22 protein-coding genes and 1 tRNA gene are annotated in these 24561 nt (G+C 60.3%); 14 read left to right on the forward strand and 9 right to left on the reverse strand.

Annotated elements, in window-relative coordinates:
* The first annotated feature begins 59 nt into the window (after nt 1-59).
* The 4 genes from ACFSM5_RS18375 to ACFSM5_RS18390 all read left to right on the forward strand — a co-directional run bounded on the left by ACFSM5_RS18375 (nt 60) and on the right by ACFSM5_RS18390 (nt 4867).
* Entirely contained in the window at nt 60-1082 is a 1023-nt protein-coding gene (locus ACFSM5_RS18375) for a hypothetical protein (RefSeq protein WP_379878014.1), read from the forward strand.
* 56 nt (nt 1083-1138) lie between these two features.
* On the forward strand, nt 1139-2239 hold the full coding sequence (locus ACFSM5_RS18380) for a KpsE/RkpR family capsule polysaccharide export protein (RefSeq protein ID WP_379878015.1): 1101 nt from the start codon (nt 1139-1141) through the stop codon (nt 2237-2239).
* 11 nt (nt 2240-2250) lie between these two features.
* Nucleotides 2251-4053: a polysaccharide biosynthesis/export family protein gene (locus ACFSM5_RS18385; RefSeq protein WP_379878016.1), complete on the forward strand. Its 1803-nt coding sequence runs from the start codon at nt 2251-2253 to the stop codon at nt 4051-4053.
* Nucleotides 4054-4120: 67 nt separating this feature from the next.
* Nucleotides 4121-4867: an SDR family oxidoreductase gene (locus tag ACFSM5_RS18390; RefSeq protein WP_379878017.1), complete on the forward strand. Its 747-nt coding sequence runs from the start codon at nt 4121-4123 to the stop codon at nt 4865-4867.
* Nucleotides 4868-4887: 20 nt separating this feature from the next.
* Here the strand turns inward: ACFSM5_RS18390 and ACFSM5_RS18395 are convergent.
* The 3 genes from ACFSM5_RS18395 to ACFSM5_RS18405 form a co-directional block, all read right to left on the reverse strand.
* Nucleotides 4888-4963: transfer RNA gene (locus ACFSM5_RS18395), tRNA-Ile, on the reverse strand.
* A 66-nt stretch (nt 4964-5029) separates the two neighbouring features.
* A complete protein-coding gene (locus ACFSM5_RS18400) occupies nt 5030-5650 on the reverse strand; it encodes an ABC transporter substrate-binding protein (protein WP_379878018.1) in 621 nt (206 codons plus the stop codon).
* Nucleotides 5651-5670: 20 nt separating this feature from the next.
* Nucleotides 5671-6390: an MlaA family lipoprotein gene (locus ACFSM5_RS18405; protein WP_379878019.1), complete on the reverse strand. Its 720-nt coding sequence runs from the start codon at nt 6388-6390 to the stop codon at nt 5671-5673.
* A 285-nt stretch (nt 6391-6675) separates the two neighbouring features.
* Between ACFSM5_RS18405 and ACFSM5_RS18410 the strand changes: the two genes are divergently transcribed.
* The 3 genes from ACFSM5_RS18410 to metH are packed head-to-tail and all read left to right on the forward strand — an operon-like array spanning nt 6676 to nt 12045.
* Nucleotides 6676-7632: an ArsR/SmtB family transcription factor gene (locus ACFSM5_RS18410; RefSeq protein WP_379878020.1), complete on the forward strand. Its 957-nt coding sequence runs from the start codon at nt 6676-6678 to the stop codon at nt 7630-7632.
* A gap of 15 nt (nt 7633-7647) precedes the next feature.
* Nucleotides 7648-8538 (forward strand): methylenetetrahydrofolate reductase [NAD(P)H], encoded by an 891-nt coding sequence (metF, locus tag ACFSM5_RS18415; protein ID WP_379878021.1) that lies wholly within the window; start codon nt 7648-7650, stop codon nt 8536-8538.
* Nucleotides 8539-8550: 12 nt separating this feature from the next.
* Nucleotides 8551-12045: a methionine synthase gene (gene metH, locus ACFSM5_RS18420; RefSeq protein ID WP_379878022.1), complete on the forward strand. Its 3495-nt coding sequence runs from the start codon at nt 8551-8553 to the stop codon at nt 12043-12045.
* Nucleotides 12046-12249: 204 nt separating this feature from the next.
* Here the strand turns inward: metH and ACFSM5_RS18425 are convergent, their stop codons facing one another.
* The 3 genes from ACFSM5_RS18425 to ACFSM5_RS18435 form a co-directional block, all read right to left on the reverse strand.
* Nucleotides 12250-12582: an acyl carrier protein gene (locus ACFSM5_RS18425; protein WP_379878023.1), complete on the reverse strand. Its 333-nt coding sequence runs from the start codon at nt 12580-12582 to the stop codon at nt 12250-12252.
* 79 nt (nt 12583-12661) lie between these two features.
* Nucleotides 12662-13279, reverse strand: coding sequence for a pyridoxamine 5'-phosphate oxidase family protein (locus ACFSM5_RS18430; protein ID WP_379878024.1), 618 nt, complete (start codon nt 13277-13279; stop codon nt 12662-12664).
* A complete protein-coding gene (locus ACFSM5_RS18435) occupies nt 13276-13695 on the reverse strand; it encodes an HIT domain-containing protein (RefSeq protein WP_379878025.1) in 420 nt (139 codons plus the stop codon). The genes ACFSM5_RS18430 and ACFSM5_RS18435 overlap by 4 nt, the downstream gene beginning before the upstream one ends.
* 113 nt (nt 13696-13808) lie before the next feature.
* On the opposite strand from ACFSM5_RS18435, the gene cysS reads away from it, so the two are divergent.
* The 3 genes from cysS (at nt 13809) to ACFSM5_RS18450 (ending at nt 17800) form a co-directional block, all read left to right on the forward strand.
* A complete protein-coding gene (cysS, locus tag ACFSM5_RS18440) occupies nt 13809-15179 on the forward strand; it encodes a cysteine--tRNA ligase (protein WP_379878026.1) in 1371 nt (456 codons plus the stop codon).
* A gap of 265 nt (nt 15180-15444) precedes the next feature.
* Nucleotides 15445-17034, forward strand: coding sequence for a citramalate synthase (cimA, locus tag ACFSM5_RS18445; RefSeq protein ID WP_379878027.1), 1590 nt, complete (start codon nt 15445-15447; stop codon nt 17032-17034).
* Nucleotides 17035-17080: 46 nt separating this feature from the next.
* A complete protein-coding gene (locus tag ACFSM5_RS18450) occupies nt 17081-17800 on the forward strand; it encodes a class I SAM-dependent methyltransferase (protein WP_379878028.1) in 720 nt (239 codons plus the stop codon).
* Between the two features lie 156 nt (nt 17801-17956).
* Here ACFSM5_RS18450 and ACFSM5_RS18455 read toward each other — a convergent pair whose 3' ends face one another.
* Nucleotides 17957-18964: a D-cysteine desulfhydrase family protein gene (locus ACFSM5_RS18455; protein ID WP_379878029.1), complete on the reverse strand. Its 1008-nt coding sequence runs from the start codon at nt 18962-18964 to the stop codon at nt 17957-17959.
* 104 nt (nt 18965-19068) lie between these two features.
* Nucleotides 19069-20046 (reverse strand): EAL domain-containing protein, encoded by a 978-nt coding sequence (locus ACFSM5_RS18460; RefSeq protein ID WP_379878031.1) that lies wholly within the window; start codon nt 20044-20046, stop codon nt 19069-19071.
* A gap of 182 nt (nt 20047-20228) precedes the next feature.
* On the opposite strand from ACFSM5_RS18460, the gene ACFSM5_RS18465 reads away from it, so the two are divergent.
* The 3 genes from ACFSM5_RS18465 (at nt 20229) to ACFSM5_RS18475 (ending at nt 22095) form a co-directional block, all read left to right on the forward strand.
* Entirely contained in the window at nt 20229-20996 is a 768-nt protein-coding gene (locus tag ACFSM5_RS18465) for an RNA methyltransferase (RefSeq protein ID WP_379878033.1), read from the forward strand.
* Between the two features lie 136 nt (nt 20997-21132).
* Complete coding sequence (gene rpsD / locus ACFSM5_RS18470) at nt 21133-21747, forward strand: 30S ribosomal protein S4 (RefSeq protein WP_379878034.1); 615 nt, start codon at nt 21133-21135, stop codon at nt 21745-21747.
* A gap of 99 nt (nt 21748-21846) precedes the next feature.
* Nucleotides 21847-22095 carry a hypothetical protein gene (locus ACFSM5_RS18475; RefSeq protein WP_379878035.1) on the forward strand — a complete coding sequence of 83 codons (249 nt, stop codon included), beginning with the start codon at nt 21847-21849 and terminating at the stop codon, nt 22093-22095.
* A gap of 2 nt (nt 22096-22097) precedes the next feature.
* Here the strand turns inward: ACFSM5_RS18475 and ACFSM5_RS18480 are convergent, their stop codons facing one another.
* On the reverse strand, nt 22098-23303 hold the full coding sequence (locus tag ACFSM5_RS18480) for a urate hydroxylase PuuD (protein ID WP_379878036.1): 1206 nt from the start codon (nt 23301-23303) through the stop codon (nt 22098-22100).
* 143 nt (nt 23304-23446) lie between these two features.
* Here ACFSM5_RS18480 and puuE point away from each other — a divergent pair, with 143 nt between their 5' ends.
* Nucleotides 23447-24373 carry an allantoinase PuuE gene (puuE, locus tag ACFSM5_RS18485; RefSeq protein WP_379878037.1) on the forward strand — a complete coding sequence of 309 codons (927 nt, stop codon included), beginning with the start codon at nt 23447-23449 and terminating at the stop codon, nt 24371-24373.
* Nucleotides 24374-24561: the final 188 nt, after the last annotated feature.

A 24561-nucleotide genomic window follows, 5' to 3' on the forward strand; every position in this document is an offset into this window, starting at 1 on the left:
GATTAGAGGCTAGGAAAACCAACCGGCAGGACATTTAGCTCGGACAGGGAAAGATAAACGTGACGCGCACAAGACTGATGGCGACGCTTGTCATCGGACTGGCCTTGACGGCGTGTGCCGATCGGCCTGTGTCCGAAGGCAAGAACAGCAATCATGCTCCTCAGATCGGGACGGCACCGATGGCGCCGACCGCTGATGGGGCTGTCCGTGTTTCCGGCGGTGTCGCCCCCGCGACCACGACCGCCGCAACCTTATCTCCTGGCACTGAGCGCGCACGCCCCCCTGTGGCAGCTGCGCCTGTGCAAGCTCCGGCTGCGGCTACTTCACAAGCGCCGGCACCTGCAGCTCCAGTGGCTGTTGCAACTCTTCCCCCTTCTGCTCCTGCGCAGGCAACAGCGGTCGAGACGGCATCCATGCCGCCGCCTCCGGTTGCCGCCGTCGCCCCCGTTCCCATGCAGGCTGGAACCGTGGGGCAATCGCTCGCCGCCACCGTTACCGATGTGCCGCCACCAGCGCCTGTCAGCCCGCCGGTGCAGGTTGTTGAGATTCCACCGCTGCCGGTCCCGGCTCCGGCCCCCGTGCCTCTGCCTGTTGCGCCTGCTCCAGCGGTGCAGGCCGCTGCCCCTGTACCGGCTTCAACGGGGAATGTCGTGGCCTTGCCGGTGGACGGCGTAACGATGCTGCCGCCGCCGCCTAGTACAAGCCTGCCCGCCGTGGTTCTGCCACCTGCTGCCAGCGCGCCGGTCGCGGCACAAAATGTGGCTGCTCCGCAACCTCCCTTGCCGCCTGTCCTGATGGCCGTTGCCCCTTCGGCATTACCGGGTCGGGATTTTGCCGAGCAATTGACGGGTTTCGCCGCCAAAGCATCGCCGGGGGCCGTCGCGCAGGTCAATGACCCGGCCCAGCCCGCACCGACACTGCTGCGCCTGGAGCGAGAGTATTTTGCGGCCAGTGGTCGTGCCTGCCGTGAAATATCGGGCCGGACGACGACTGCTGATGTAACTTACGTTGTCTGTCAGCAGGACGCAGGCTGGGCGCTTATCCCGGCCCTGATGCGCAGTCGTCCGTTGGCTGTGAACTGATATGCCTGCACTGGATTGATAGAGAGATGGCTTTAACGAATAGCGATGGGGCAGCTGTGGCAGGCAAGAAGGAAACGTCGTTTCTTCTCAAGCCAAAGGTCTGGTTTGCCTTTCTGTTGGTGTTCCTGCCGACGATTCTATGTGCGTTCTATTATACCCTTGTCGCATCGGACATTTATGTCTCCGAAACCCGATTTGCAGTCAGGACCCTCGGGGGCGGTGGTGGGGAATCCTCACCTGCTAAAGTGAGCATCCAGGCTGTCATCAGCGATACAATCGGTGTGGTCGATTACCTCAGCTCGCTCGATGCCATGAAAGCGGTCGACGCGAAACATGACCTGCGCAAAATCTATCAGGACCCCTCGGCGGACTTCTGGGTACGTTTGCGCAAGAATGCATCGCAAGAACAGATGTTGGAATATTATCGCCGCCGTCTTGAAGTCAGTGTCGACAATATTTCCGGCATCATTACGCTCAAGGTTCAGGCGTTCCATCCTGAGACCGCCAAGCAGATCGCCGATACGCTTGTGAGCTTGAGTGAGGGGCTGGTGAATAAGTTCTCCCAGCGCGTCACGGCTGATTATCGCGCCTTGGCGGGGGCGGAGATTGCGCTGGCGGAAAAGCAGCTTACCGAAGCACGCCTCGCTCTGACGCGATATCGCGAGGAGCAGCGCACGCTCGATACGACCGAATCCAGTAAAGCGGTTATGGATATTGTCGGCCGTATGCGTGCTGATCTGGCCAAGGTCGAAGCAGATATGCGGGCCAATGCAGCTTTCCTGCGTCCCGATAATCCCCGCATGTTTGCCCTGCGCACCCAGGCTGCAGCTCTTCGCGATCAGATCGATCGGGAATCGACGCGCGTGGGGGGAGAGCAGGACAAGCTGGCGCAGATCGTTGGAGAGTTCGAGCGACTGGAGATTTCCCGCAGTTTCGCCGAAAAGCGGTATGGATTTGCACTCGAGGCTGCCGAAAGCGCCCGTGCTGAAGCCATGCGTCAGCATTCCTATCTGGTTTCGATCGTGCGCGCGCAGGTGGCCGAAGAGGCGCTCTATCCGCGCCGCCTGCTGATCATAGTCACGGTTCTTGTTGCTTCTCTGATGATCTATGCCATTGGATCCCTGGTGGTCGTCGGTATTAGGGATCACTTTATCTGATGGTTCGGACGATGAACGCCAAAGCTCTGCCCTTACTTGCCCTTCTGACGGCTGTCACCGTTTCGGTGCCTGCCTCTGCTCAGCAGTGGCTCGAAACCCTCGGTGTCCAGAACCGGCAGGTGGTCGTTCCGCCGAACAGCTCGGAACCTGTGGCCGGGCAGCGAGATCAGGTACTTAGTGCACCTCCGCCGCTGGGCACTGCACCGCCTGTCCAGCAATTCGCTCCTCAGCAACGCCGGCCCGCGTCTGGTTTTCAGCCCCAGCAGGAGAGCGAGAGCTTCACTCCGTCAGCGCCCTCTGCTTTGCGAAACGGCTCAGAGTTCCTGCGTGGAGAACCGATCCCGTTTGGGGCCAATCTTTTCCTGGGCCGTATGGCGTCTGAGGGGATCAACTCCAATCCGAACTATTTGATCGGCCCAGGAGATACGGTTTCTCTGGTGTTATGGGGTGGGGAATCCGAGCAGCAGTTCACCTCGGTGGTGGATCAATCGGGTAACATGTTTCTACCCAACATCGGCCCGGTGAAGGCTGCGGGGCTGCGGGCGGGGCAACTGCAAGGCTTCCTCGACCGTCAGGTACAGACAGCCTATACGGGCAAGGTGAAGATCTATGGTGTTGTCCAGGGGCAATATCGTATGGGAGTCTTCGTCGCGGGCTTTGTTCGGCAGCCGGGCCGCTATAACGGTGGCGGGAATGACAGCGTCCTGGACTACCTCCTGCGCGCAGGAGGTATCGACATCACGCGAGGCAGTTTCCGTGATATCACGGTCTTCCGGGGCAAGAAGGTTATAGCCACGGCGGATCTTTACGATTTCCTTCTGAACGGGCAATTGCCGACCTTCAATTTCGAGGAGGGCGACCGGATTGTCGTAGGTCGTCAGCGTCCGTTGGTGCAGGCTGAAGGCGCTGTACGCAATAACTTCCTGTTCGAGCAGCCGCCGGAAATGTTCCGCGGGCTCGATCTGCTCGACTATGCGCGCCCACTGCCCCAGGTGACCCATGTCGCCGTCTCCGGCAGCCGCAATATGCAACCCTTCTCACGCTATATGACCCTAAATGAGTTCGCCGCTTTCGAATTGAGAGACCAGGACAAGGTCGCTTTCACGGCCGATACGGCGCCGACTCAGGTAACCGTCCGTGTTGAGGGCAGCCGCCTGGGACCCTCCATCCTGGTCGCGGATCGTTCCGCAACTTTGAGCCAGGTTCTGAATTACGTGTCGGTCGATCCCAACATCGCAGATCTAAGTGCGCTTTACATTCGTCGTCGCAGCGCCGCAGAACAGCAACGCCGTTCGATTAACGACTCCCTGGATCGTCTGGAGCGCCAGCTCTTCACTGCCTCTTCTTCTACGGACGGGGTGGCGCAGATCCGTGCGAGCGAAGCAAAGCTTGTTGGTGAATTCATCAGCCGCGCACGTCGGGTTGAGCCCGATGGTCGTATCGTTGTACGACCGACTGACAAAGCTCTCCTGGATGTTCGAATGGAAGATGGGGATGTCATCGTTATTCCTGAACGTGCCCAGACGATCCTGGTCACGGGCGAAGTCCTGATACCCCAGACAGTCGTTTTCCAGCAGGGATTGCGTCTCTCGGACTATGTGAAGATGGCTGGTGGCTATACGGATCGTGCGGATGAGGGGGCTGTGATGATCCGGCGTCTGAACGGCGAGGTATTGCTGAACGCTGACGATATCCGTGCTGGGGACGAGATCGTGGTGGTGCCCGAGGTCGACAGCAAGCTGTTGCAGATCTCCAAGGAAATCCTGCAGTCCGCGTATCTGATTGTTCTTGGTGCCAGCCGTTTCTATAACTGATGGAGCGGTTTAATCCGATCATGAAACGGGCGCCCAGGTGGCGCCCGTTTTTTATGTGGGAGCGATGATGTCGAAGACGATTCTGATCACGGGTGCTAGTCGCGGTATTGGACGGGCCACTGCTCTGTTGGCGGCGGAACGTGGCTGGTCGGTTGGCGTGAACTACGTCGGTAACCAGGCGGCGGCCGGGGAGGTCGTGGCATTGGTGAAATCCCGCGGTGCCAATGCGGTCTCCCTGCAAGGAGATGTCGCTCAGGAGCGGGACGTCCTGGCGGTCTTTGATGGCTGTCAACAAGCCCTGGGACAATTGGATGGTGTGGTTGTTAACGCTGGGATAGTTGCATCACCGGCGACCCTGATGGATATGTCTGCCGAACGCCTACGCCGGATGTTCGAGGTAAACAGCGTCGGTGCCTATCTCTGCGCGCGGGAGGCCGCAAGGCGGATGGCAGTCAGCCGAGGCGGCAAGGGCGGCTCCATCGTGCTTGTGTCGTCTGTGGCGGCGCGATTGGGATCGCCGTTCGAATATGTCGACTATGCGGGCTCGAAGGCTGCTGTGGACACCCTTGCTATAGGCCTTTCAAAGGAACTAGGGCAGGAAGGCGTGCGCGTGAACTCGATCCGTCCTGGCGTGACCGTCACGGACATTCACGCCAGCGGGGGTCAGCCGGATCGGGCGCATAGGGTAGGGGCCGGTACCCCGATGGGGCGTCCGGGAGAAGCCAACGAAATCGCCGAAGCCATCATCTGGCTTCTCAGCGACGCTGCGTCCTACACCAGCGGTGCAGTTCTGGACGTCGCAGGCGGACGATAGGGCGGCGGCGGTCAAGGGAGTGGTGGGCCCGGCCGGATTCGAACCGACGACAACACCGTTATGAGCGGCGCGTTCTAACCACTGAACTACAGGCCCATCTTAAGACGGCGGCGCCGTTATGGCTGACGGCGCCGCTTGCGTCAATCTTAAGTAGAGATGGGTTCAGCCGCCGTAGCGCTGACGCAATTCCACCAGGAAGGGTTCCAGGTCGCCGCCGCCACGCTGGATGGCCGACGCATAGTCTTCCTGCTGGGTCGAGGACATGCTGACGCCTTCGACGATCACATCGACAATTTTTAGCGTGCCCTTGGGCTTCAGAACGCGCCACTCGATATTGATCGGCTCACCGCCGGCAGGGCGGATGATGCGGCTTTGAACCATGGCATGGTCATCGCCCTCCGAACGCGAGCCGACGACGTTGAACTGCTCGCCACCATAATCACGGAAACGGTCAGCATAGGTCTTGAGGATCATGCTTTCGAAGAGCTTCAGAAATTCCTGCTTCTGAGCATCTGTTGCCAAGCGCCAATAACGGCCCAGAACGAAGCGTCCAATGGCTGGGACATCGAAGCCAGCCAGCAGTAATTCACGGAACTTCGCCCGTCTTTCAGCCTCGGGAATACCCTGATTAGTGATCGTGCCGATGCATTCACGTCCAAGGTGTTCGACAAAGGCCTTGGATTCGCTGCTAATGTCTGCAGCAAATGCAGCCGTCGGCAAAGTTGCCGCGACGGAAATCCCTAGGGCCAAGCTCAAGGCTTGGCGTCGCGAGATAAGATTCATTGTGCGCTCTTTAAAAAGATCTATTCGTCAGTCTTCTGACCGGGATATGCAGGGCCGCGTTCCATACCGGTCGGCATGGGCGCCTTGCCGTTCGAAATCTCGGCGGCACGACGCTGGCGATAAAGGCTGCGCATCGTCGCATAATAGTCGACAGAGTTCTTTTCGAGGTCGTCGGTAACTTTGATCAGGCGGCTACGGGTATCGATGATGTCAGTACCCAGTCGAGCATAACCCAACTCCTGATTGTTGCCGGCAGGCAGAATCCAAGTCAGCGGATCCAGGGCGTAATCGACAACAAGGCCGACTGCATCGCGCGGATTGGACGGGCCCAGCAGCGGCAAGACCAGATAGGGGCCTTCACCGACGCCCCAGCTTGCAAGCGTCTGGCCAAAATCTTCAGAATGGCGCGGAATACCGATCGACGATGCAATATCGATAAGACCACCAAGGCCCAGGATCGAATTGATCCAGAAGCGCTCGAACGTGACGCCAGCGCGGTCCATATTGCCCTGCATCAGGTCATTGGCCAGCACGACGGGGGTCTTCAGGTTGTTCAGGAAATCGCGCAGGCGATCCTTGAACGGGTCAGGCATAACCTCCCGATAAGTCCAGGCGACGGGGCGAACAACAACGGTATCGACCGCTTTGTTGACGGCAAACACACCCCGGTTGACCCCTTCGATGGGATCATTGGATGCCGGATCGCTGGCGCAGGCCCCCAGGAGAACGGCCGACCCCACCAGGAGGCTCCGGCTCAGTGACTTCAACGACCTAGACAGCGACATCGAACACATCCTGAATTCTTTTCCCCAGCAGTAGTCAGAAGCGGCCTATCGCGACATCGCCAGCTTGTAACCAACCACCCGATTAAAGCTCGTACCATACGACTTAGGGAAATGCGAGTCGGTGCGCCATGCAATACGTGCAGAGGGCAACACTGTTGCTGAAGTGCAGCATAATTTTATGCAATTTCTCGCTCGACATTAAGCATAAAGATATCTTTATATATGTTTATGGAGGCCCGGATGGATCACGTATTGGAAAGATTGCGAGCGGCGGCTGAGCCCACGAGGTTGAGGTTGCTGGCGCTATGCGCTGAATCAGAACTGACTGTCAGTGATTTGACCCAGATCCTGGGGCAGAGTCAGCCACGCGTGTCGCGCCACCTTAAACTTCTTTGCGATGCGGGATTGCTCGAGCGCTTCCGCGAGGGGACCTGGGCTTTCTTTCGTCTCGCTCAGCAAGGCGAGGGGGCGGAGACGGCGCGCTGGCTGGTCGAACAACTGACAGTGGATGACCCAGTGCTGGGGCTGGACCGCACTCGTCTGGGCGCTATCCGAACCTCCCGAGCCGAGTCGGCCGCACGCTATTTCGATAGCGCCGCCAGCGATTGGGGACGCATCCGGTCCCTCCATGTGGATGATTCAATCGTTGAGCAGGCGATTCTGCAAAAAGTCGGTATCGACAGCATCCGAGACTATCTCGATATCGGCACTGGTACCGGTCGCCTTCTGGAAGTGATCGGTCCCCATGTGGAACGGGGGGTCGGCATTGATCTGTCCCGGGAGATGTTGGCGGTGGCACGAGCCAATCTGGAGCGCGCAGGCCTGAAGAACTGCTCGGTCCGGCAGGCTGATCTCTATCAATTGCCGCTGGCGACTGAGAGTTTTGATGCGGTCACCCTCCATCAGGTGCTGCATTACCTGGACAATCCGGCCTTGGCGATCATTGAGGCGACCCGCACCCTGCGCCCTGGTGGACGCCTGCTGGTCGTTGATTTCGCGCCCCATGATCTTGAGGAACTGCGAGAGCAGCACGCTCACCGCCGCCTCGGCTTCTCGGAGGCCGAAGTTGCCGAATGGTGCCGCTCAGCCGGACTGATCCCCGGTGAAGCCGTTCATCTGACCGGGGGGCGACTGACTGTGACCATCTGGGCGGCGGCTCGTCCCGCACCCGCAGCAACGCGCCGCGATGCGGCTTAAGGTAAGGACCGTTCCATGACAACCCCTACTCCCGCATCGAACCCGGTCCCCAAGATCTCCTTCGAATTCTTCCCTCCGAAGACCGAGGAGATGGAGGCAACGCTCTGGACCACGGTTCAGAAGCTGGCGCCGCTGAATCCGAGCTTTGTGTCCGTAACCTATGGTGCAGGCGGTACGACGCGCGAGCGGACTCATTCGACCGTGCGCCGCATCCGCCAGGAAACCGCTCTGGCTCCGGCCGCTCACCTGACCTGCGTCGGTGCGAATAAGGCCGAGATTGCAGAGGTGGCGCAGGATTATTGGGACGCGGGTATTCGCCACATCGTTGCGTTGCGGGGTGATCCGCCTGCCGGCGCTGAGAAATATCAGCCCCATCCCGGCGGCTATGCCTCTTCGACCGACCTGGTGCGGGGCCTCAGAGACATAGGCGATTTCGAGATTTCGGTCGGCTGTTACCCAGAAGGGCATCCCGAAGCGACCTCGCTGGATGCCGATCTCGATTATCTCAAGCGCAAGATCGATGCCGGGGCGACCCGCGCCATAAGCCAGTATTTCTTCGATACCGACGTGTTTGCCCGGTTCATTGAGCGGGCGCGCAAGGCGGGGATCGAGGTTCCGATCGTGCCGGGCATTCTGCCGGTTACCAATTTCGCGCAGGTCGTGAAATTCTCCGGTGCCTGCGGCACCTCCGTGCCGGGTTGGCTGGCTGAGACTTTCGAAGGTCTCGACAGCGATCCGGAAACCCGCAAGCTCGTCGCGGCGTCGGTCGCGGTCGAGCAGGTGCAGAAGCTGCGGGCATATGGGATCGATGATTTCCACTTTTACACGCTCAATCGTGCCGAACTGACCTTGGCGATCTGCCGCCGCCTTGGTATCCGTCCTGCCCCCGCTCACGCTGCCGCTTAAGAGTATTTCCGAATGTCCAAACTGCTCGATGCCTTGAAGTCCAACGTTCTGCTGTGTGACGGCGGCACCGGCAGCCTTGTCCAGGGCATGGACCTCGACATTGAACGCGACTACCTCGGGCAGGAAAACTGCACGGACGTGCTCAACATCAGCCGTCCGGACATTGTGCGCGAGATCCATTCGAACTATCTGGCGGCAGGTTCGGATCTGGTCCAGACCAACAGCTTTGGTGGATCGCCCATCACCTTGAGCGAGTTCGGCCTGCAGGATCGGGCATTCGAAATCAATCAGTTGGCCGCCCAGCATGCGCGCGATGCCATCGACAGTTTTGCTGCCGACGGTCGTCAGCGTTTCGTGATCGGCGCCTTCGGTCCCGGCACCCGCCTGCCGAGCCTTGGCCATATCGGATATGATGCCCTGGAGGAGAGCTTTGCGATCCAGTGCCGTGGTCTGGTCGCAGGCGGTATCGACGGCTTCCTGATTGAAACGACCCAGGACGTGCTGCAGATCAAAGCCGCTATCAACGGCGCAAAGCTTGCGCGGTCTGAGGCAGGGGTAAATCTGCCGATCTTCGTCCAGGTGACGGTGGAAACGACCGGCACCATGCTGGTCGGTACCGATATTGCAGCGGCTGCCACCATCATGAAGGCGATGGATGTCGATGGCCTGGGCCTCAATTGCGCGACCGGGCCGCAGGAAATGGCTGAACATGTGAAGTGGATCGGCGAAAACTGGCCGGGTCTGATCTCCGTGCAGCCGAACGCTGGCCTGCCCGAACTGGTGGATGGCAAGACCCATTATCCGCTGACCCCCGGCGAGCTTCAGGCTTGGATCAAGCGTTTCATCAATGAGGACGGCCTTAACATCATCGGCGGTTGCTGCGGCACGACGCCCGCCCATATCCGTGCGCTGGACGAGCTGCTGCGTGAACTGGCACCCGAAGGCAAGATCCGCCCGGCGCCGATCAAGCGCTCGCCGGTCTGGATCCCCTCTGTCGCCTCGCTCTACAGCCAGGTGCCGCTGCGCCAGGAGAATGCCTATCTTTCCATCGGTGAGCGCTGCAATGCCAACGGCTCGAAGAAGTTCCGCGAGCTGCAGGATGCCGGCGACTGGGATGCCTGCGTCGATATGGGGCGTGAGCAGGTGCGCGAGGGCAGCCATACGCTCGACGTTTGCACCGCCTTCGTCGGCCGTAACGAAATTTCGGATATGAGCGAAGTCATCACCCGGATGCGCGGCAGCATCAATGCCCCGCTGGTGATGGATTCGACCGAATATCCGGTGCTCGAAGCCTCTCTGAAGCTCTACGGCGGTAAGGCAATCCTCAACTCGATCAACTTCGAGGATGGCGAGGAACCCGCTGACAAGCGCCTTAAGCTGGCCAAGAAGTTCGGCGCTGCCGTCGTCGCGCTCACCATCGACGAAGAGGGCATGGCCAAGGATACCGACAGCAAGCTGCGTATCGCCAAGCGGCTCTATGATTATGCCGTGAATACCCATGGGCTCGACCCGTCGGATCTGATGTTCGATCCGCTGACCTTCACGATCTGCACCGGCAACGAGGATGACCGCAAACTTGGTCTCTGGACGCTGGAAGCCATCGAACGCATTTCGAAGGAAATGCCGGAATGCCAGATCATCCTGGGTCTTTCCAATATCTCTTTCGGTCTGAATGCCGCTGCCCGCCATGTGCTGAATTCGGTCTATCTCGACCATGCGATGAAGCGCGGACTCACCGGCGCCATTGTGCATGTCTCCAAGATCATGCCGCTGCATCAGATTCCTGCCGAGGAAGTGAAGACCGCCGAAGACCTGATCTTCGATCGTCGTGCAGACGGTTATGATCCGCTGCATGCCTTTATCGCGCTGTTCGAAGGCCGCACAGCAAAGGCCAAGGTCGCCAAGGTGCGTCCGGAAGCGGTGGACGAGCGCCTGAAGGAACGTATCGTCGATGGCGACCGCCAGGGGCTGGAAGCAGATCTGGAAGAGGCGATGAAGGATCATCCGCCTCTGACGATCATCAACGAGTTTCTGCTGGGCGGAATGAAGGTCGTGGGCGAGCTGTTTGGTGCAGGCAAGATGCAGCTGCCGTTTGTTCTGCAGTCCGCCGAAACGATGAAAGCCGCAGTTGCTTATCTCGAACCTTTCATGGAGAAGGTCGAGGGGCAGGAGAAGGGCACCATCGTGCTCGCCACGGTGAAGGGCGATGTCCATGACATCGGCAAGAATCTTGTCGATATCATCCTGACCAACAATGGCTATCGGGTCGTCAACCTCGGTATCAAGCAGCCGATTGCCAATATCCTGGCCGCCGCCAAGGAACATAAGGCCGACGCCATCGGCATGTCGGGCCTGCTGGTCAAATCGACCGTGATCATGCGCGAAAACCTGGAAGAGCTGAAGCGCGAGGGTGTCGATATTCCCGTGCTGCTGGGCGGCGCGGCGCTGACCCGCAAGTTCGTCGAGGAAGACTGCATCGTTGCTTATGGCGGCAGCCGGGTCGCCTATGCCCGCGATGCCTTCGATGGGCTATCGCTGATGGACAAGGTGGTTGGCAATTCCTTTGACGCCCATGTCGAAGAAGCCAACACCAAACGTGCGGGACGCCCGACCAATACAAAGCGCGTGCTGGGGCAGGCGGCGAATGCCGAGCGGCGTCCGGTGGATGCCGAGGAAATTCGTACCCGTCGTGCCGAGCTATCGCGCGATGTCACCGTGCCGGTGCCGCCCTTCTGGGGGCCGCGCGTGCTGGCCCGTGTGCCGGTGAAGACCCTGGTACCCTATCTGAACGAGACGATGCTCTACCAATTCCAGTGGGGCTTCCGGAAGATGGGTAAGTCGCTGGACGAATACAAAGCCTGGGCCCAGGCCGAGGTGAAGCCGATCCTGAAGCGCATGCTGGACCTTTGTGAGAAAGACGACATCCTGCTGCCGCAGGCCGTCTATGGCTATTGGAAGTGTGCCGCGACCGGCAATGACGTGATCCTCTTCGAAGAAGATGGGGTGACCGAATGCGCCCGTTTCACCCTGCCGCGTCAGGCGCAGGATGGTGGCCTCTGCATCGCTGACTTCTTCCGAGATGTGACGGACGGCGAGCGTGATGTGATCGGCCTTCAGGTCGTCACCATGGGGCAGCGCGTTTCGGAAGTGGCGCGCGACTGGTTCGCTGAAAACCGCTACCAGGATTATCTCTATCTCCACGGTATCGGCGTCGAGTTGGCCGAGGCGATGGCGGAATATGTCCATAAGCGTATCCGCGCCGAGCTTGGCTTTGCGGCTGAGGACGCGCGTGAGATGGAGCAGATGCTGAAGCAGGGCTATCGCGGCAGCCGTTACTCCTTCGGCTATCCTGCTTGCCCGAATCTCGCCGACCAGAAGCAGCTATTGAAGCTGCTGGGCGCCGACCAGATTGGCCTGGCTCTATCCGAAGGCGATCAGCTCCACCCCGAGCAGTCGACCAGCGCGATTGTGCTACTGCATCCGCAGGCGAAGTATTTCTCGGTTTAGGCTCTTGGTGTTGGCCTACCGCTTCGCGGCTTGAGGTTAGCCTCTTTGCGTTGGCCTAACGCTTCGCTGCTTGAGTCCTGCCTTAAAGGTTACGTCATCCCCGGACTTGATCCGGGGATCTCCTTCCGCCGCTATCTCGACGCGGTGTGGCCACGCTAGATCCCAGGGTCAAGCCCTGGGATGACGAGTTTTATTCTTAAAGAATCAAGCCGCCGTCGCGCCCGGATTGATCGAGCGGCAGGAGGCGGCGAAACCTTCCGACACAAAAGGCGGCTGCTTATAGAGGCCGCGCATCCAGCTGGATAGCAGGCAAAGCTCCTCCAGACGCAGCACCTCGTCGAGAGTGCCGTCGGGGAACTTCACTTCGAAGGTCTCGGTGATCATTTCGAGGATCTGCTCGACCTGCTCCAAATTGAGGCCGAGATCGGATTCCAGGACAGCAGTACGGGTCAGTTTCGCTTCGTCGATCCCATATTGATCGCGAATCAATTTAACGATGGCGCGGTTAAGCTCCATCCAATTTTTGACCTCGGCCATTCTTGCCGCCTTGTTGCCGTTTGGGCTGGTGCCGAAGTATAGGCGCCGACCGTTAAGAGGATATTGCTACCTGTATGCTTTAGTACAGGGTTTCCGCAACACGCTTAGGCAAAGCTTCGTCATAGGCGGCGCCATCAAAGGCTTCCTTGGAAACAGCCTGTAAGATCTGCCCGGCGGAGGGCAGGTCGCCACGGGCCACATGCTTCTCCGGATTCCACAGGTCGGAGCGCACGATGGCGCGCGAACATTGGAAAAAGACGGTCTCGATGGTGATCTTCAGCACCGAGCGCGGCTTTTTACCCTCGACGGCAAACCGCTCCAGCAAGGCCGGGTCGACCAGCACTTCGGCTGTGCCATTGATCCGGAAAGTCTCGCCAATGCCGGGAATGAGAAACAGCAGGGCGATACGCGGATCGCGAATGACGTTGCGCAGGCTGTCGACGCGGTTATTGCCTGCACGGTCGGGCAGATAGAGCGTCTTGTCATCTTCGACCGTGATGAAGCCAGTGGCATCCCCGCGCGGCGAGACATCCAACCCTTCGGGGCCGGAAGTGGCCAGCGCGCAGAAAGGCGCGGCTTCGACGAAACGGCGGTAGACCGGCAGCAGCCGATCCACTTCCTTGGTCAGCGAGGCCGCGCGCGGCAGCCCGTAGATTGCCTCCAAGGCGGCAACGTCGGTGATCTTATGGTCGCTCATCGGATCAACTCCGGCAGGGCTTTTCGCAAGGCGGCGATCAGGGCATCGCGGGCGGCTTCTTCATAGGGGCGGGCTGTACCCTTGCCCCAGACAGGTCCAGGCCAGGCTTCGTCGCTTTCATAGCGGGCCAGGATATGGATATGAAGTTGCCGGACGACATTGCCCAGCGCGCCGACATTCAGCTTCACGGGAGAGGTGATGGATTTCAGTGCTTCGGACACCGCCCGCACGCTCTTCCAGACTGCGGCTTCATCCTCGGGCGTCAGGTCGATCAGGTCGGCCAGCCCATTGCGCTCCGGCACCAGGATCAGCCAGGGATAACGGGCGTCATTCATCAGCAGCACCCGGCAGATACCCATGCGGCCGAGGAGGGTCGTGTCGGCATCGAGGCGTGGATCGAGGATAAAGGCGGACATAACGAAGCCCTTTGCTTGACGCGGCGCATTGTCTGGTCAAAATGCCGACCCGACTATAATTTCGGGGCTAACCCCAGACCGTTTTCAGGTCCTCTGTCAAGAAAGCCGTACCTGTGCCGTTGCAGTTCCACAATACGCTCGCCCGCAAAAAAGAAGAATTCGTCCCGCTGGTACCGGGGCAGGTGAGCCTCTATGTCTGTGGACCGACGGTGTATGACCGCGCCCATATCGGCAATGCACGTCCCGCCGTGGTGTTCGACGTGCTGGCGCGCTTCCTGCGCACCCAGTTCGACAAGGTCACCTATGTCCGCAACATCACGGACGTGGACGACAAGATCAATCGTCGCGCCAAGGAACTTGGGGTTTCGATCCGCGAACTGACGGCGGAAACCGAGAAGCAGTATCTCGATGATATCGGCGCGCTTGGTGTTCTGCCGCCCGACATCATGCCGCGCGTGACCGACCATATTGGCGAGATCATCGCCATGGCGGCGGCCTTGATTGCCGGTGGTTATGCCTATGAGGCCGAAGGCCATGTGCTGTTCCATGTCGCTGCGATGGACGACTACGGCAAACTGTCGGGTCACAGCCGCGACGATCTGATCGCGGGTGCCCGTATCGATGTCGCGCCCTATAAAAAGGATCCCGCCGACTTCGTGCTCTGGAAGCCGTCGACTCCGGATATGCCGGGCTGGGACAGCCCCTGGGGCTATGGCCGTCCGGGCTGGCATATCGAATGCTCGGCCATGATCCAGAAGCATCTGGGTCCGACCATCGATATCCATGGCGGTGGCAATGATCTGATCTTCCCGCACCATGAGAACGAGCTGGCCCAGAGCAAATGCACCCATAAGGGCGAGCCGCTTGCCCGCTACTGGCTGCACAACGGCATGCTGCAGGTCGAAGGCGAGAAGATGTCGAAGTCCGTCGGCAACTTCTTCACCGTCCGCGACCTGCTGGAGCGCGCACCGGGCGAGGCGATCCGTCTTGTGCTGATGACGGCGCATTACCGTCAGCCGCTCGATTGGACCGAGGAGGGGCTGCAGGAAGCCGTCACGATTCTCGACCGCTTCTATCTGGCGCTGCGCCGGGTCGAGGAGATCGAGGAACTGGAGGTTCCGCCGCCCGAAGCTTTTATCGCGGCGCTCTCTGACGACCTGAACACCCCCTTGGCCTTGAGCGTTCTTCACGCCATGGTGACCGAGCTCAACAAGGCGGACGATGGGTTCGAACAGTCGATGCTGAAGGGGCAGATCCTGTCGGCAGGCAATCTGCTGGGGCTGCTGCAGCAGGAGCCGGAAGCCTGGCTGCGCCGTGGTCAGAGCGATAGTGATGCCGAGCGGATCGAAGGGCTGATCGCCGACCGGATCCAGGCCCGCAAGGACAAGAACTTCGCCCGCGCCGACGAGATCCGGAAGCAACTGACGGACGAAGGCATCGTGCTGGAAGACGGCCCGAGCGGCACGACCTGGCGCAAGGCCTGATGCCAGATTAGTTTTCGCGATTTTAAGAAGAATCGTCATCCCGCACTTGATGCGGGATCTCTTGGGACCGAAAAGGGATCCCGGCTCTTCGGCCGGGATGACGGCTTTTGTCCGAATGATGCCGGTTCGTGGAATGGGCGGCCTCACAGATGAAGCTTCCCTCAAGGCAGCCACGAGGGAAGCTCATGCCCTCTTGCTCAACGGGCGGGCTATAAGGATCCTTCCAACAAGAAAAAGTCTTATCGGAAGGAAGTAGAAGGCGATCATGGCCGACCGGGTATATCTCTACGACACCACCTTGCGCGACGGAGCGCAGACCCAGGGCGTGGATTTCTCGGCGGCCGACAAGATTGCGATTAGCGAGGCCCTGGATCGTCTCGGCATTGATTATGTCGAGGGCGGCTGGCCCGGCGCCAATCCGACCGACGATGCCGTCTTCGCCGACCCGCCCAAACTGAAACGCGCGACCTGGACTGCCTTCGGCATGACCCGGCGCCCCGGCCGCAGCCCGGAAAACGACCCCGGCCTGTCCGCCCTGATCAATTGCGAGGCCCCTGCGGTCTGCATCGTCGGCAAGACCTGGGACTTTCAGGTCGATGTGGCGCTGGGCATTCCGCGCGCCGACAATATCGAAATGATTGCCGATAGCATCGCGCATCTCAAAGCCAAGGGCCGCGAGGCGCAGCTGGATGCCGAGCATTTCTTCGATGGCTACAAGGCAAATCCAACCTATGCGCTCGATTGTGTGAAGGCCGCCTATGAAGCCGGTGCGCGTTGGCTGACTCTCTGCGATACCAATGGCGGGACCTTGCCGGACGAGGTGGAGCGGATCGTGGCGGCGGTGGCCAAAGTGATCCCCGGCGAGCGTCTGGGCATCCATACCCATAATGATACCGAGAATGCGGTGGCCAACAGCCTTGCGGCTGTGCGCTCTGGCGTTCGTCTCGTACAGGGGACCTTGAATGGTCTGGGCGAGCGCTGCGGGAACGCAAATCTTGTCGCGCTGCTGCCGTCCCTGATGCTGAAGATGGGCTTCGAGACCGGCGTGTCGGAGGAGGGGCTGACGCACCTCGTCTCCATCTCCCGCCTGCTGGACGAGCGGATCAATCGTGCCCCCAACCGCTATGCGGCCTATGTGGGCGAGAATGCCTTCGCCCATAAGGGCGGGTTGCATGTCTCGGCGATCGAAAAAGACCCCAAGACCTACGAGCATATCGAGCCGGAAAAGGTCGGCAATCAGCGCAAGATCCTGGTGTCCGATCAGGCCGGACGTTCCAACATCCTCTCGCGCTGCCGGGACGTGGGGATCGTCATTCCGGCCGATGACAAGCGCATCGGCGAGCTGGTGAATCTGGTCAAAGAGCGCGAGTTCGACGGCTTTGCCTATGATGGTGCGGAGGCAAGCTTCGAGCTGCTGGCCCGCCGCCTGCTGGGCGAGGTGCCGGATTATTTCACGATCAATTCCTTCCGCGTCATCGATGAGCGGCGCTGGAACGCGCTCGGCAAGCTGATCACCCTGTCCGAAGCCACCGTGCGTCTGACCGTGAAGGGTGAACAGCAGATGACCGTGGCTGACGGCAATGGCCCTGTGAATGCGCTGGACGAAGGTCTGCGCAAGGCTCTAGTGCCCTTCTATCCGTCGCTCAAAGACATTCATCTGACCGACTATAAGGTCCGCATCCTGACCCCCCAGGACGGCACCAAGGCCGTCACCCGCGTCATGATCGAAAGCCAGAACGGCAAGGGCGAGCGCTGGACCACGGTGGGTGTCTCGCCGAACGTCATCGACGCCTCGTTCAATGCGTTGCTCGACGTGCTGTGCTACAAGCTTATGCGAGACAAAATCAGTCTCTGACGGGTAGGGGCCGCCTAAGAGCCTCCCCGGAGTGAAAGGGAGCTGCGTGGAAGCCAACGAATACGCCAAAATGGCGGCCTGGGAAGATGAGTTCTGGTGGTTCCAGGCTCTGCGCGACAATCAGCAGGCGTTCCTGCCCGATGGTCCCCTGAAGCTCCTGGATGCCGGATGCGGCACCGGGGGGTGGCTGAAACGGTTGGCGGACACGCGCCCCGATATTTCCTGCGTCGGGCTGGAGTATGATCCCGGCGCGGCTGTGATCGCCCGTCAGAAATCAGGGGCCGAGATCTATTGCGGCAGCGTCAACGGTATGCCCTTTGCGCCCGCAAGCTTCGATATCGTCACCTCCAGCGATGTGCTGTGCCATGTGGCGGTGGAAGAGGGAACGGCGCTGGATGAATTCGCCCGTGTGTTGAAACCAGGCGGTGCCCTGCTGATGAACCTGCCCGCCTATCAATGGATGCTCAGCGCCCATGATCACCGGGTCCATAACGCCCGCCGCTATTATGAGGGCGGCGTGCGCAAGCTGCTGGCGGCTCATGGCTTCCGCGTTCAGCGGGCCAGTTACTGGAACAGCGCGCTTTTCCCCCTGATGGCTGCTAAGCGGCTGTTATCGCCCAAGGATGCAGGCAGCGATGTTGCGCGCCTACCGCCCCTAGTCGAGGCAAGTTTTCGGGCGGCCACCCGAGCGGAGACCGCAATCCTGAAAACGGGATGCGGCCTTCCCTTCGGCGGTTCGCTGATGGTGCTGGCGCGGAAGGTCTAGGTTTCCCAAGAGAACTCGTCATCCCGTGGCTTGACCAAGGGATCTCCTCCGAGGGCTTGTCCAATGTTTACTGAGACAGCGTGGAAATGCGCCCGGAGGAGACCCCGGGGTCAAGTCCCGGGGTGACGACCCAAAAAAAGATTGGAAACCCCGAATTCAAATCCGGGATGACGGGGGTTTACTGAGCCACTCCGAATAGGCGTAAAGCCCCGCACTGCCGCCGGTATGCAGAAACAGCACGCGCTCGTCCTTGCCGATGCTGCCCTCACGGATGCCTGCGATCAGGCCGACCATGCCCTTGCCGGTATAGACGGGGTCCAGCAGTAGCCCTTCCAGCCGTGCACAGAGGCTCAAAGCCTCGCGCACGGCTTCGTTAGGAATGCCATAGCCGGGCAGATAATGGCGGTCGTCGACCAGGATTTTGCCGACCGGAACCTCGCCCAGATCGGGTTGGGCGACTCGCGCTGCCTCGATTAGGCCGCTGACGAGGGTTACCTGCTTCTCGGTCGATTTTGATACGCTGATCCCCAGGATCGGGGCGGCGATGCCAAAGGTCGCGGCGCCCAACAGCAATCCTGCCTGCGTCCCGCCCGAACCGGTGGCGAGCACGATGCGATCGAAGGTTTCGCCGCTCTCCGCGATCTCCCGCGCGCATTCGACGTAGCCCAGGCTGCCCAGGGCATTGGATCCGCCGACCGGAATCGCATAGGGCTTGCGACCTGCGGTGGCCAGTTTGTCGGCCTCAAGGGCGAGGCGGGCCAGGAGATCCTCGCTGTTATCGATCACGATCACTTTGGCGCCGAGCAGCGGATCGAGCAGCATATTGCCAGAGGCGCGGTAGTTCGGCTCCCGCCAGTCGACAGCATCCTGCAGGACCAGAACGCAGTCGATTCCGACCTTGGCGGCACAGGCGGCTGTCAGGCGCGCGTGGTTCGATTGCAGGGCGCCGCAGGTCAAGATCACATCGGCGCCCTTGGCTTTGGCGTCGGCCAGCAGGAATTCGAGCTTGCGGGCCTTGTTACCGCCGCCCGCCGGGCCGACGGTGTCGTCACGCTTTACGAAGATCTGCGGACCACCCAGGGCGGCGCTGAGGCGCGGCAGAGCTTCAATGGGCGAGGGGGCGGTGGCAAAGGGCAGGCGCGGCAGGGTCTGGTAGGCGGGCACAGGTGGATCCTTCCGGTTAGAAGACCGGGGCAGCCTAGCGGCTTCGCCGCAAAAGAAAAATGCCCGGCACGCGGGCCGGGCATTCGCATTTCTGCAAGGGGGAATCAGGCTGCCAGGAGGGGCAGGCCTAGCTCGACCCGATGCGCCAACTCGCGTGCTTCCATCGGGTGGGCATAGAGATAACCCTGGACCGTGTCGCAACCGATGGCTTTCAGTTCGGCAAGCTCAGCCATGGTCTCGACACCCTCGGCCACAGTGCGCAGTCCCAGCCCTTGAGCCATATGGACGATGGCGCGGCTGATGCTCCGATGTTTGGACGATTCCGGCAGGCGGTGTACTAGCGTGCGGTCCAGCTTCACGGCATCGATGGGCATCTCTGCCAGATGGGTCATCGAGGAAAAACCGGTGCCGAAATCGTCGAGATAGATCTTGTAGCCCAGCGCCCGCAGCATACGCAGCCGCTCCACGACACCGGCGTCATCCAGGAACGCATTCTCCGTCACTTCGATATTCAGTGGCAGACCGCGATGGGCGATCAGACGGGCCGTCAGGCGCGAATTGCGAAGTTCGCGTACCGACAGATTCAGCGTCACCGGCAGTTGCAGGCGGTGATGGCGCCAGTCCACGGCGAGCTGATCGAGGATCGCGCAGCCGACCGTGGGGCCCATCTCGGAAACGGCGGCAGCGGACAGCAACGGATAGGGGGACGACAGGGAGCCATCGTCCTGGCGCAGGCGGACCAGCGCCTCGCAGGCCAGGATCGCGCCGGTATTGATATCGCAGATCGGCTGGTAGAGCAGGGTATAGGATTTCTCGTCCAGGACCTTCCGGACAAACTCACCCTGGGTGTCCTGGCGCGTCTGGCGCTGTCGCACCTTCCGCCACTTCGCCCCAAACCAGCCCAGTGCCGCAAAGCTCAACCCCATGCCGATCCCCACATAGCTCCAATAGGCTTTGACAGGACCGATGAAGATTTCAGCTGCAGTCTGGGTCGCGACGATAAGGGCTGCAACAATGCCGACACCTAGAATCCAAAAGGTGCGTTCCGTATTCATCTTATCTTCAAGTGCGACCATCGACATGGGCTTTTGTCCCAGAGAGAGGGTTCAACTTCGGTCCAATTAACCTTGACCGTTCGGGCAAGGATTTTCTCCTGCGGATTCCCACAGTAGGACGGCCTGAGCCCTGCCCGAGGCGCATGGGGGGCATGAGGGCGCATGGTGGGATGACGTAAGGGTAAGGCCGTGATAGAGACGGGACCGCCATGACGACAGAAGAAAACTTCCCCGCGGCTTCGCCCGCGTTCATCCTGGTCGAAACCCAGCTGGCCGATAATATCGGCAGTGCCGCCCGCGCCATGCTGAATTTCGGCCTGGACCGTATGCGCCTCGTCAATCCGAAGCCGGAATGGCCGTCGGATCGGGCCAGTGCGCTTGCTTCGGGGGCTGACAAAGTGTTGAAGGCCGCCAAGGTCTGCCGGTCCTTGACCGAGGCGACGGCGGACCTCCAGGTCGTCTATGCCACCAGCGCCCGCCCGCGCGATCTGGTGCGTCGGATCATCACGCCAGAACAGGCAGGGATCGAGATGCGCGCCCATGTCGCCGCCGGTCGGCAGGTCGGGGTGCTGTTCGGGCCGGAGCGGATGGGGCTGGTCAATGATGACCTCGCCGTCGTCGATGCGGTGATTACCGTGCCGGTCAATCCCGAGTTTGCTTCCCTCAATCTAGCCCAGGCCGTTCTGCTGATCGGTTACGAGTGGATGCGGCATGGCGTCGAGGTTCCGGCGACCGAACTGCGCTCCAACGAAAGCGACATCGCGAACCGGCAGCATCTGATGAGTTTTGTCGACCGTTTGGTGGCGGAACTGGACGAAGCAGGCTTCCTGCGGGTTGCTCAGATGCGCCCGGCGATGATCCGCAATATTCATGCATTGCTCTATCGTACCCAGGCGACTGATCAAGAAGTGCGGACGATGCACGGCATGCTGACCGAACTGGTCACCAAGCGGCTGGCTAAGCGGAAACCGCGATAATCCAACACATTCGATTGACTCGTAAGGATCACTCGATATAGTGCGCGCTCTTCCGCGAGACGGGACGTCAGTCCCCGTCTATCCGGCTGCCATGGGGGCAGTGGAACGCGAAGGCGTTTAACTAAGGTAGAGTCAAATGACCAAACGCGCAGAATCAAAGTATAAAATTAATCGCCGCCTTGGCGTGAACCTCTGGGGCCGTGCCAAGTCGCCGGTCAACAAGCGCGAAGGCGGCCCCGGCCAGCACGGCCAGCGTCGCAAGAAGCTGTCGGACTACGGCGTTCAGCTGCAGGCCAAGCAGAAGCTCAAGGGCTACTACGGCAACATCGGCGAGCGCGCTTTCCGCAAGCTCTATGTCGAAGCATCGCGCCGCAAGGGCGACACCGGCGAGAACCTCATCGGTCTGCTGGAACGCCGCCTCGACGCCGTTATCTATCGCACCAAGCTGGCTCCGACCCCGTTCGCTGCCCGTCAGTTCGTCAGCCATGGCCACGTGCTGGTCAACGGCAAGCGCCTGAACATCCCGTCCTATCAGGTTCGTGATGGCGACGAGATCGAAGTCCGCTCGCGTTCCAAGCAGCTGGCTATCGTTCTGGAATCGGTTGCCTCGGGTGAGCGCGACGTTCCGGAATACATCGAGTTCGATGCCAAGGCGCTGAAGGGCCGCTTCGTGCGCGCTCCGAAGCTGGCCGACGTGCCGTACCCGGTCCAGATGGAACCGAACCTGGTCGTCGAATTCTACTCGCGCTAATAAGCCGCGAAGAAATCACGGAAAGCCCCGCTGGCAACAGCGGGGCTTTTTGTTTGTGTTAAGCCATATTTCCGTCTGGATGCGCGGCTATAAGAAGTTATGCGCAACCGTATCCTGATCTTTTCCCTGGCATCCACCCTGGCGATCTCCTGTCTGGTGATCGCACTGAATGTGCTGCAGGGCTATTCCTGGCGGGAGATGGATTGGAACGGCGATGGCCGGACGTCGGCCGGGGAGTTTCTGACAGCTTCGGAATATGGTAAGCGCCCCTCGATGGTCGGGGCGCCCGGCTGCACCGAATATTTCACACACAAGGACGGCCAACTGGTCCGGATCGACTGCTTCTAGGTCTAGTCGGCTTTTGCACCGCTCTCGAACCAAGCCTTCACCAAAGCGCGTTCTTCGTCTGTCATGCCGGTGATATTGCCCTGGGGCATGGTGCGGCGGATTACCGACATCTCGTTGATACGGCCTGCCCAGCGCTTGATATCGGCCGCGCTCTCCAGGCGGACACCTGCCGGTGCCCCTGCGATACCTGCCTGTGTCGGCTTGGCTGCATGGCAGGCGGTGCAGCGCTGAGTCATGATGCCATGGATTGTTTCAAAAGTAGCCCGTTCGGCGGCGACCTGGGGCAGGGGCGGCAGGCCCGCATTCTCGCGCGGGATCAGATAGGCGAAGATCGCAGCGAAGATCAGCGCGCCCCCCACCGGCAGCTGCCACACGATCTTGCCCTTATGGCGCAGGTTGAAAAAGTGGCGGATCAGCATGCCCGCGACGATGATCGCCCCCAGAATCGCCCAGGAATGCGGATGGCCATAGGTCATGGGGAAATGGTTGCTGATCATGATGAACAGCACTGGCAGCGTCAGATAGTTATTGTGCATCGAGCGCTGCTTGCCCCGGATGCCGGGTAGGGGGTCGGGTTCCTCGCCCCGCGCAATCGCGGCGACCATCTTCTTCTGGCCAGGGATGATCACGAAGAAGACGTTGGCGACCATGATGGTGCCAATCAGGGCGCCGGTATGCAGATAGGCCGCGCGGCCCGAGAAAACCAGCGAATAGCCCAGGGCGACCAGGATCAGCAGCGGCACGCCGATGGCCAGGAAATCCATTCCGCTCTCGACCAGCTTCGTCCGGCACAGCAGATCATAGGCGATATAGCCCAAAGCAAGGCTACCTACCGAAATGGCGATGCCCTGCCAGGGTGTAAGATCCGCAATCGCGGGATCGATCAGAAAGGTCGAGGCGCCCCAGTAATAGACGATGGCGAGCAGCGAGAAGCCCGACAGCCAGGTGAAATAAGCTTCGTACTTGAACCAATGCAGAGTGCCGGGGATGAAGCCGGGGCCTTTCAGGAACTTGCGGCTGTTATAGAAGCCGCCGCCATGGACGCTCCAAAGCTGCCCATGCAGGCGCGGGTCGTCGTTTTCTTCCCGCGGCTCCAGGTGATTATCCAGCCAGACGAAATAGAAGGACGAGCCGATCCAGGCGATGCCGGTGATCAAATGCACCCAGCGCACCAGCATGTTCAGCCAATCGGCAATATAGGCTTCCATTCCCGTCCGACCCTTGTTTGACGTGTTTTCTTTAGTCTGACCGATTGGTCAGGGTTTTGCTAGTCAGGATCAAAGCGCACTTGCAAGATTGTATACAATTGCGCTGTTATCTTCGAGACCCAGCAAATCAGAGGCCAAGCACGATGAGCACTCCCGGCGCCTATCCCCGCGACATGATCGGCTATGGCCGCGATGTTCCTTTTGCCGATTGGCCGGGCCGCGCCAAGGTCGCCGTGCAATTCGTGCTGAACTACGAGGAGGGCGGCGAGAACAACGTCCTGCATGGCGATCCGACGTCCGAGGCTTTCCTGTCTGAAATCATCGGCGCCCCGATGATCCCCGGCGCGCGCAACATGAATATGGAATCGATCTACGAGTACGGCAGCCGCGCCGGTCTTTGGCGGATCTTGAGGCTGTTCGAGGAGTTCAAGCACCCGCTGACCGTCTATGCCGTCGCCTCGGCGCTGGAACGTTATCCCGATCTGGGCAAGATCTTTGTCGACCTGGGGCATGAGGTCGCAAGCCACGGCTATCGCTGGATCGACTATCAGCATATCCCGGAAGCGGTAGAGCGCGAGCATTTCCGCCTTGCCACGGCCGCTATCGAGAAGCTTACGGGCGCCAAGCCGGTGGGCTGGTACACGGGCCGCGCCTCGCCCAATACCCTGCGGGTGAATGCCGAGGAGGGCGCGGATTTCCTGCTCTATAGCTCCGACAATTACGCCGATGATCTGCCCTATTGGGAGAAAGTGTCGGGCAAGCCGCATCTGATCATTCCCTATACGCTCGACGCCAACGACATGCGTTTTGCGACGAACCAGGGCTTCAATACCGGCGAGCAGTTCTTCACCTATCTGCGCGATGCCTTCGATGCCCTCTATCTGGAAGGGGACGAGGCGCCGAAGATGATGTCCATCGGCCTGCATTGCCGCCTGATCGGAAGGCCGGGTCGCATCATGGGTCTGCGCCGGTTCCTGGAGCATATCGCCCAGCATGACCGGGTCTGGGTCTGCCGGCGCGATGCCATCGCCAAGCATTGGCGGGAGAAGCATCCGTATAAGGGTGCCTAAGATTTGGGCGATGGCTTAAAAAGCCGCCTTGCCAAATTAGGCTCGTCATCCCGGGACTTGATCCCGGGATCTCCTCCAAAGGCGTTTCTGCTTTATCTTTGATAGCAATGGACAAGCTCCCGGAGGAGATCCCGGGATCAAGCCCCGGGATGACGACTATCTCTTCGGTCTCTTGGCCCGCCCCTTGC

The sequence above is a fragment of the Lacibacterium aquatile genome, from assembly GCF_042683105.1.
GTDB lineage: Bacteria > Pseudomonadota > Alphaproteobacteria > Elsterales > Elsteraceae > Lacibacterium > Lacibacterium aquatile.

Excerpts from the sequence above, each read along its gene's own strand:
- rpsD (WP_379878034.1), top strand. The coding sequence starts at position 21,133 with ATGACCAAACGCGCAGAATCAAAGTATAAAATTAATCGCCGCCTTGGC.
- ACFSM5_RS18465 (WP_379878033.1), top strand. The coding sequence starts at position 20,229 with ATGACGACAGAAGAAAACTTCCCCGCGGCTTCGCCCGCGTTCATCCTG.
- ACFSM5_RS18385 (WP_379878016.1), top strand. The coding sequence starts at position 2,251 with ATGAACGCCAAAGCTCTGCCCTTACTTGCCCTTCTGACGGCTGTCACC.
- puuE (WP_379878037.1), top strand. The coding sequence starts at position 23,447 with ATGAGCACTCCCGGCGCCTATCCCCGCGACATGATCGGCTATGGCCGC.
- ACFSM5_RS18390 (WP_379878017.1), top strand. The coding sequence starts at position 4,121 with ATGTCGAAGACGATTCTGATCACGGGTGCTAGTCGCGGTATTGGACGG.
- ACFSM5_RS18475 (WP_379878035.1), top strand. The coding sequence starts at position 21,847 with ATGCGCAACCGTATCCTGATCTTTTCCCTGGCATCCACCCTGGCGATC.
- ACFSM5_RS18400 (WP_379878018.1), bottom strand. The coding sequence starts at position 5,650 with ATGAATCTTATCTCGCGACGCCAAGCCTTGAGCTTGGCCCTAGGGATT.
- metH (WP_379878022.1), top strand. The coding sequence starts at position 8,551 with ATGTCCAAACTGCTCGATGCCTTGAAGTCCAACGTTCTGCTGTGTGAC.
- ACFSM5_RS18460 (WP_379878031.1), bottom strand. The coding sequence starts at position 20,046 with ATGTCGATGGTCGCACTTGAAGATAAGATGAATACGGAACGCACCTTT.
- metF (WP_379878021.1), top strand. The coding sequence starts at position 7,648 with ATGACAACCCCTACTCCCGCATCGAACCCGGTCCCCAAGATCTCCTTC.
- ACFSM5_RS18425 (WP_379878023.1), bottom strand. The coding sequence starts at position 12,582 with ATGGCCGAGGTCAAAAATTGGATGGAGCTTAACCGCGCCATCGTTAAA.
- ACFSM5_RS18435 (WP_379878025.1), bottom strand. The coding sequence starts at position 13,695 with ATGTCCGCCTTTATCCTCGATCCACGCCTCGATGCCGACACGACCCTC.
- cimA (WP_379878027.1), top strand. The coding sequence starts at position 15,445 with ATGGCCGACCGGGTATATCTCTACGACACCACCTTGCGCGACGGAGCG.
- ACFSM5_RS18480 (WP_379878036.1), bottom strand. The coding sequence starts at position 23,303 with ATGGAAGCCTATATTGCCGATTGGCTGAACATGCTGGTGCGCTGGGTG.
- ACFSM5_RS18410 (WP_379878020.1), top strand. The coding sequence starts at position 6,676 with ATGGATCACGTATTGGAAAGATTGCGAGCGGCGGCTGAGCCCACGAGG.
- ACFSM5_RS18430 (WP_379878024.1), bottom strand. The coding sequence starts at position 13,279 with ATGAGCGACCATAAGATCACCGACGTTGCCGCCTTGGAGGCAATCTAC.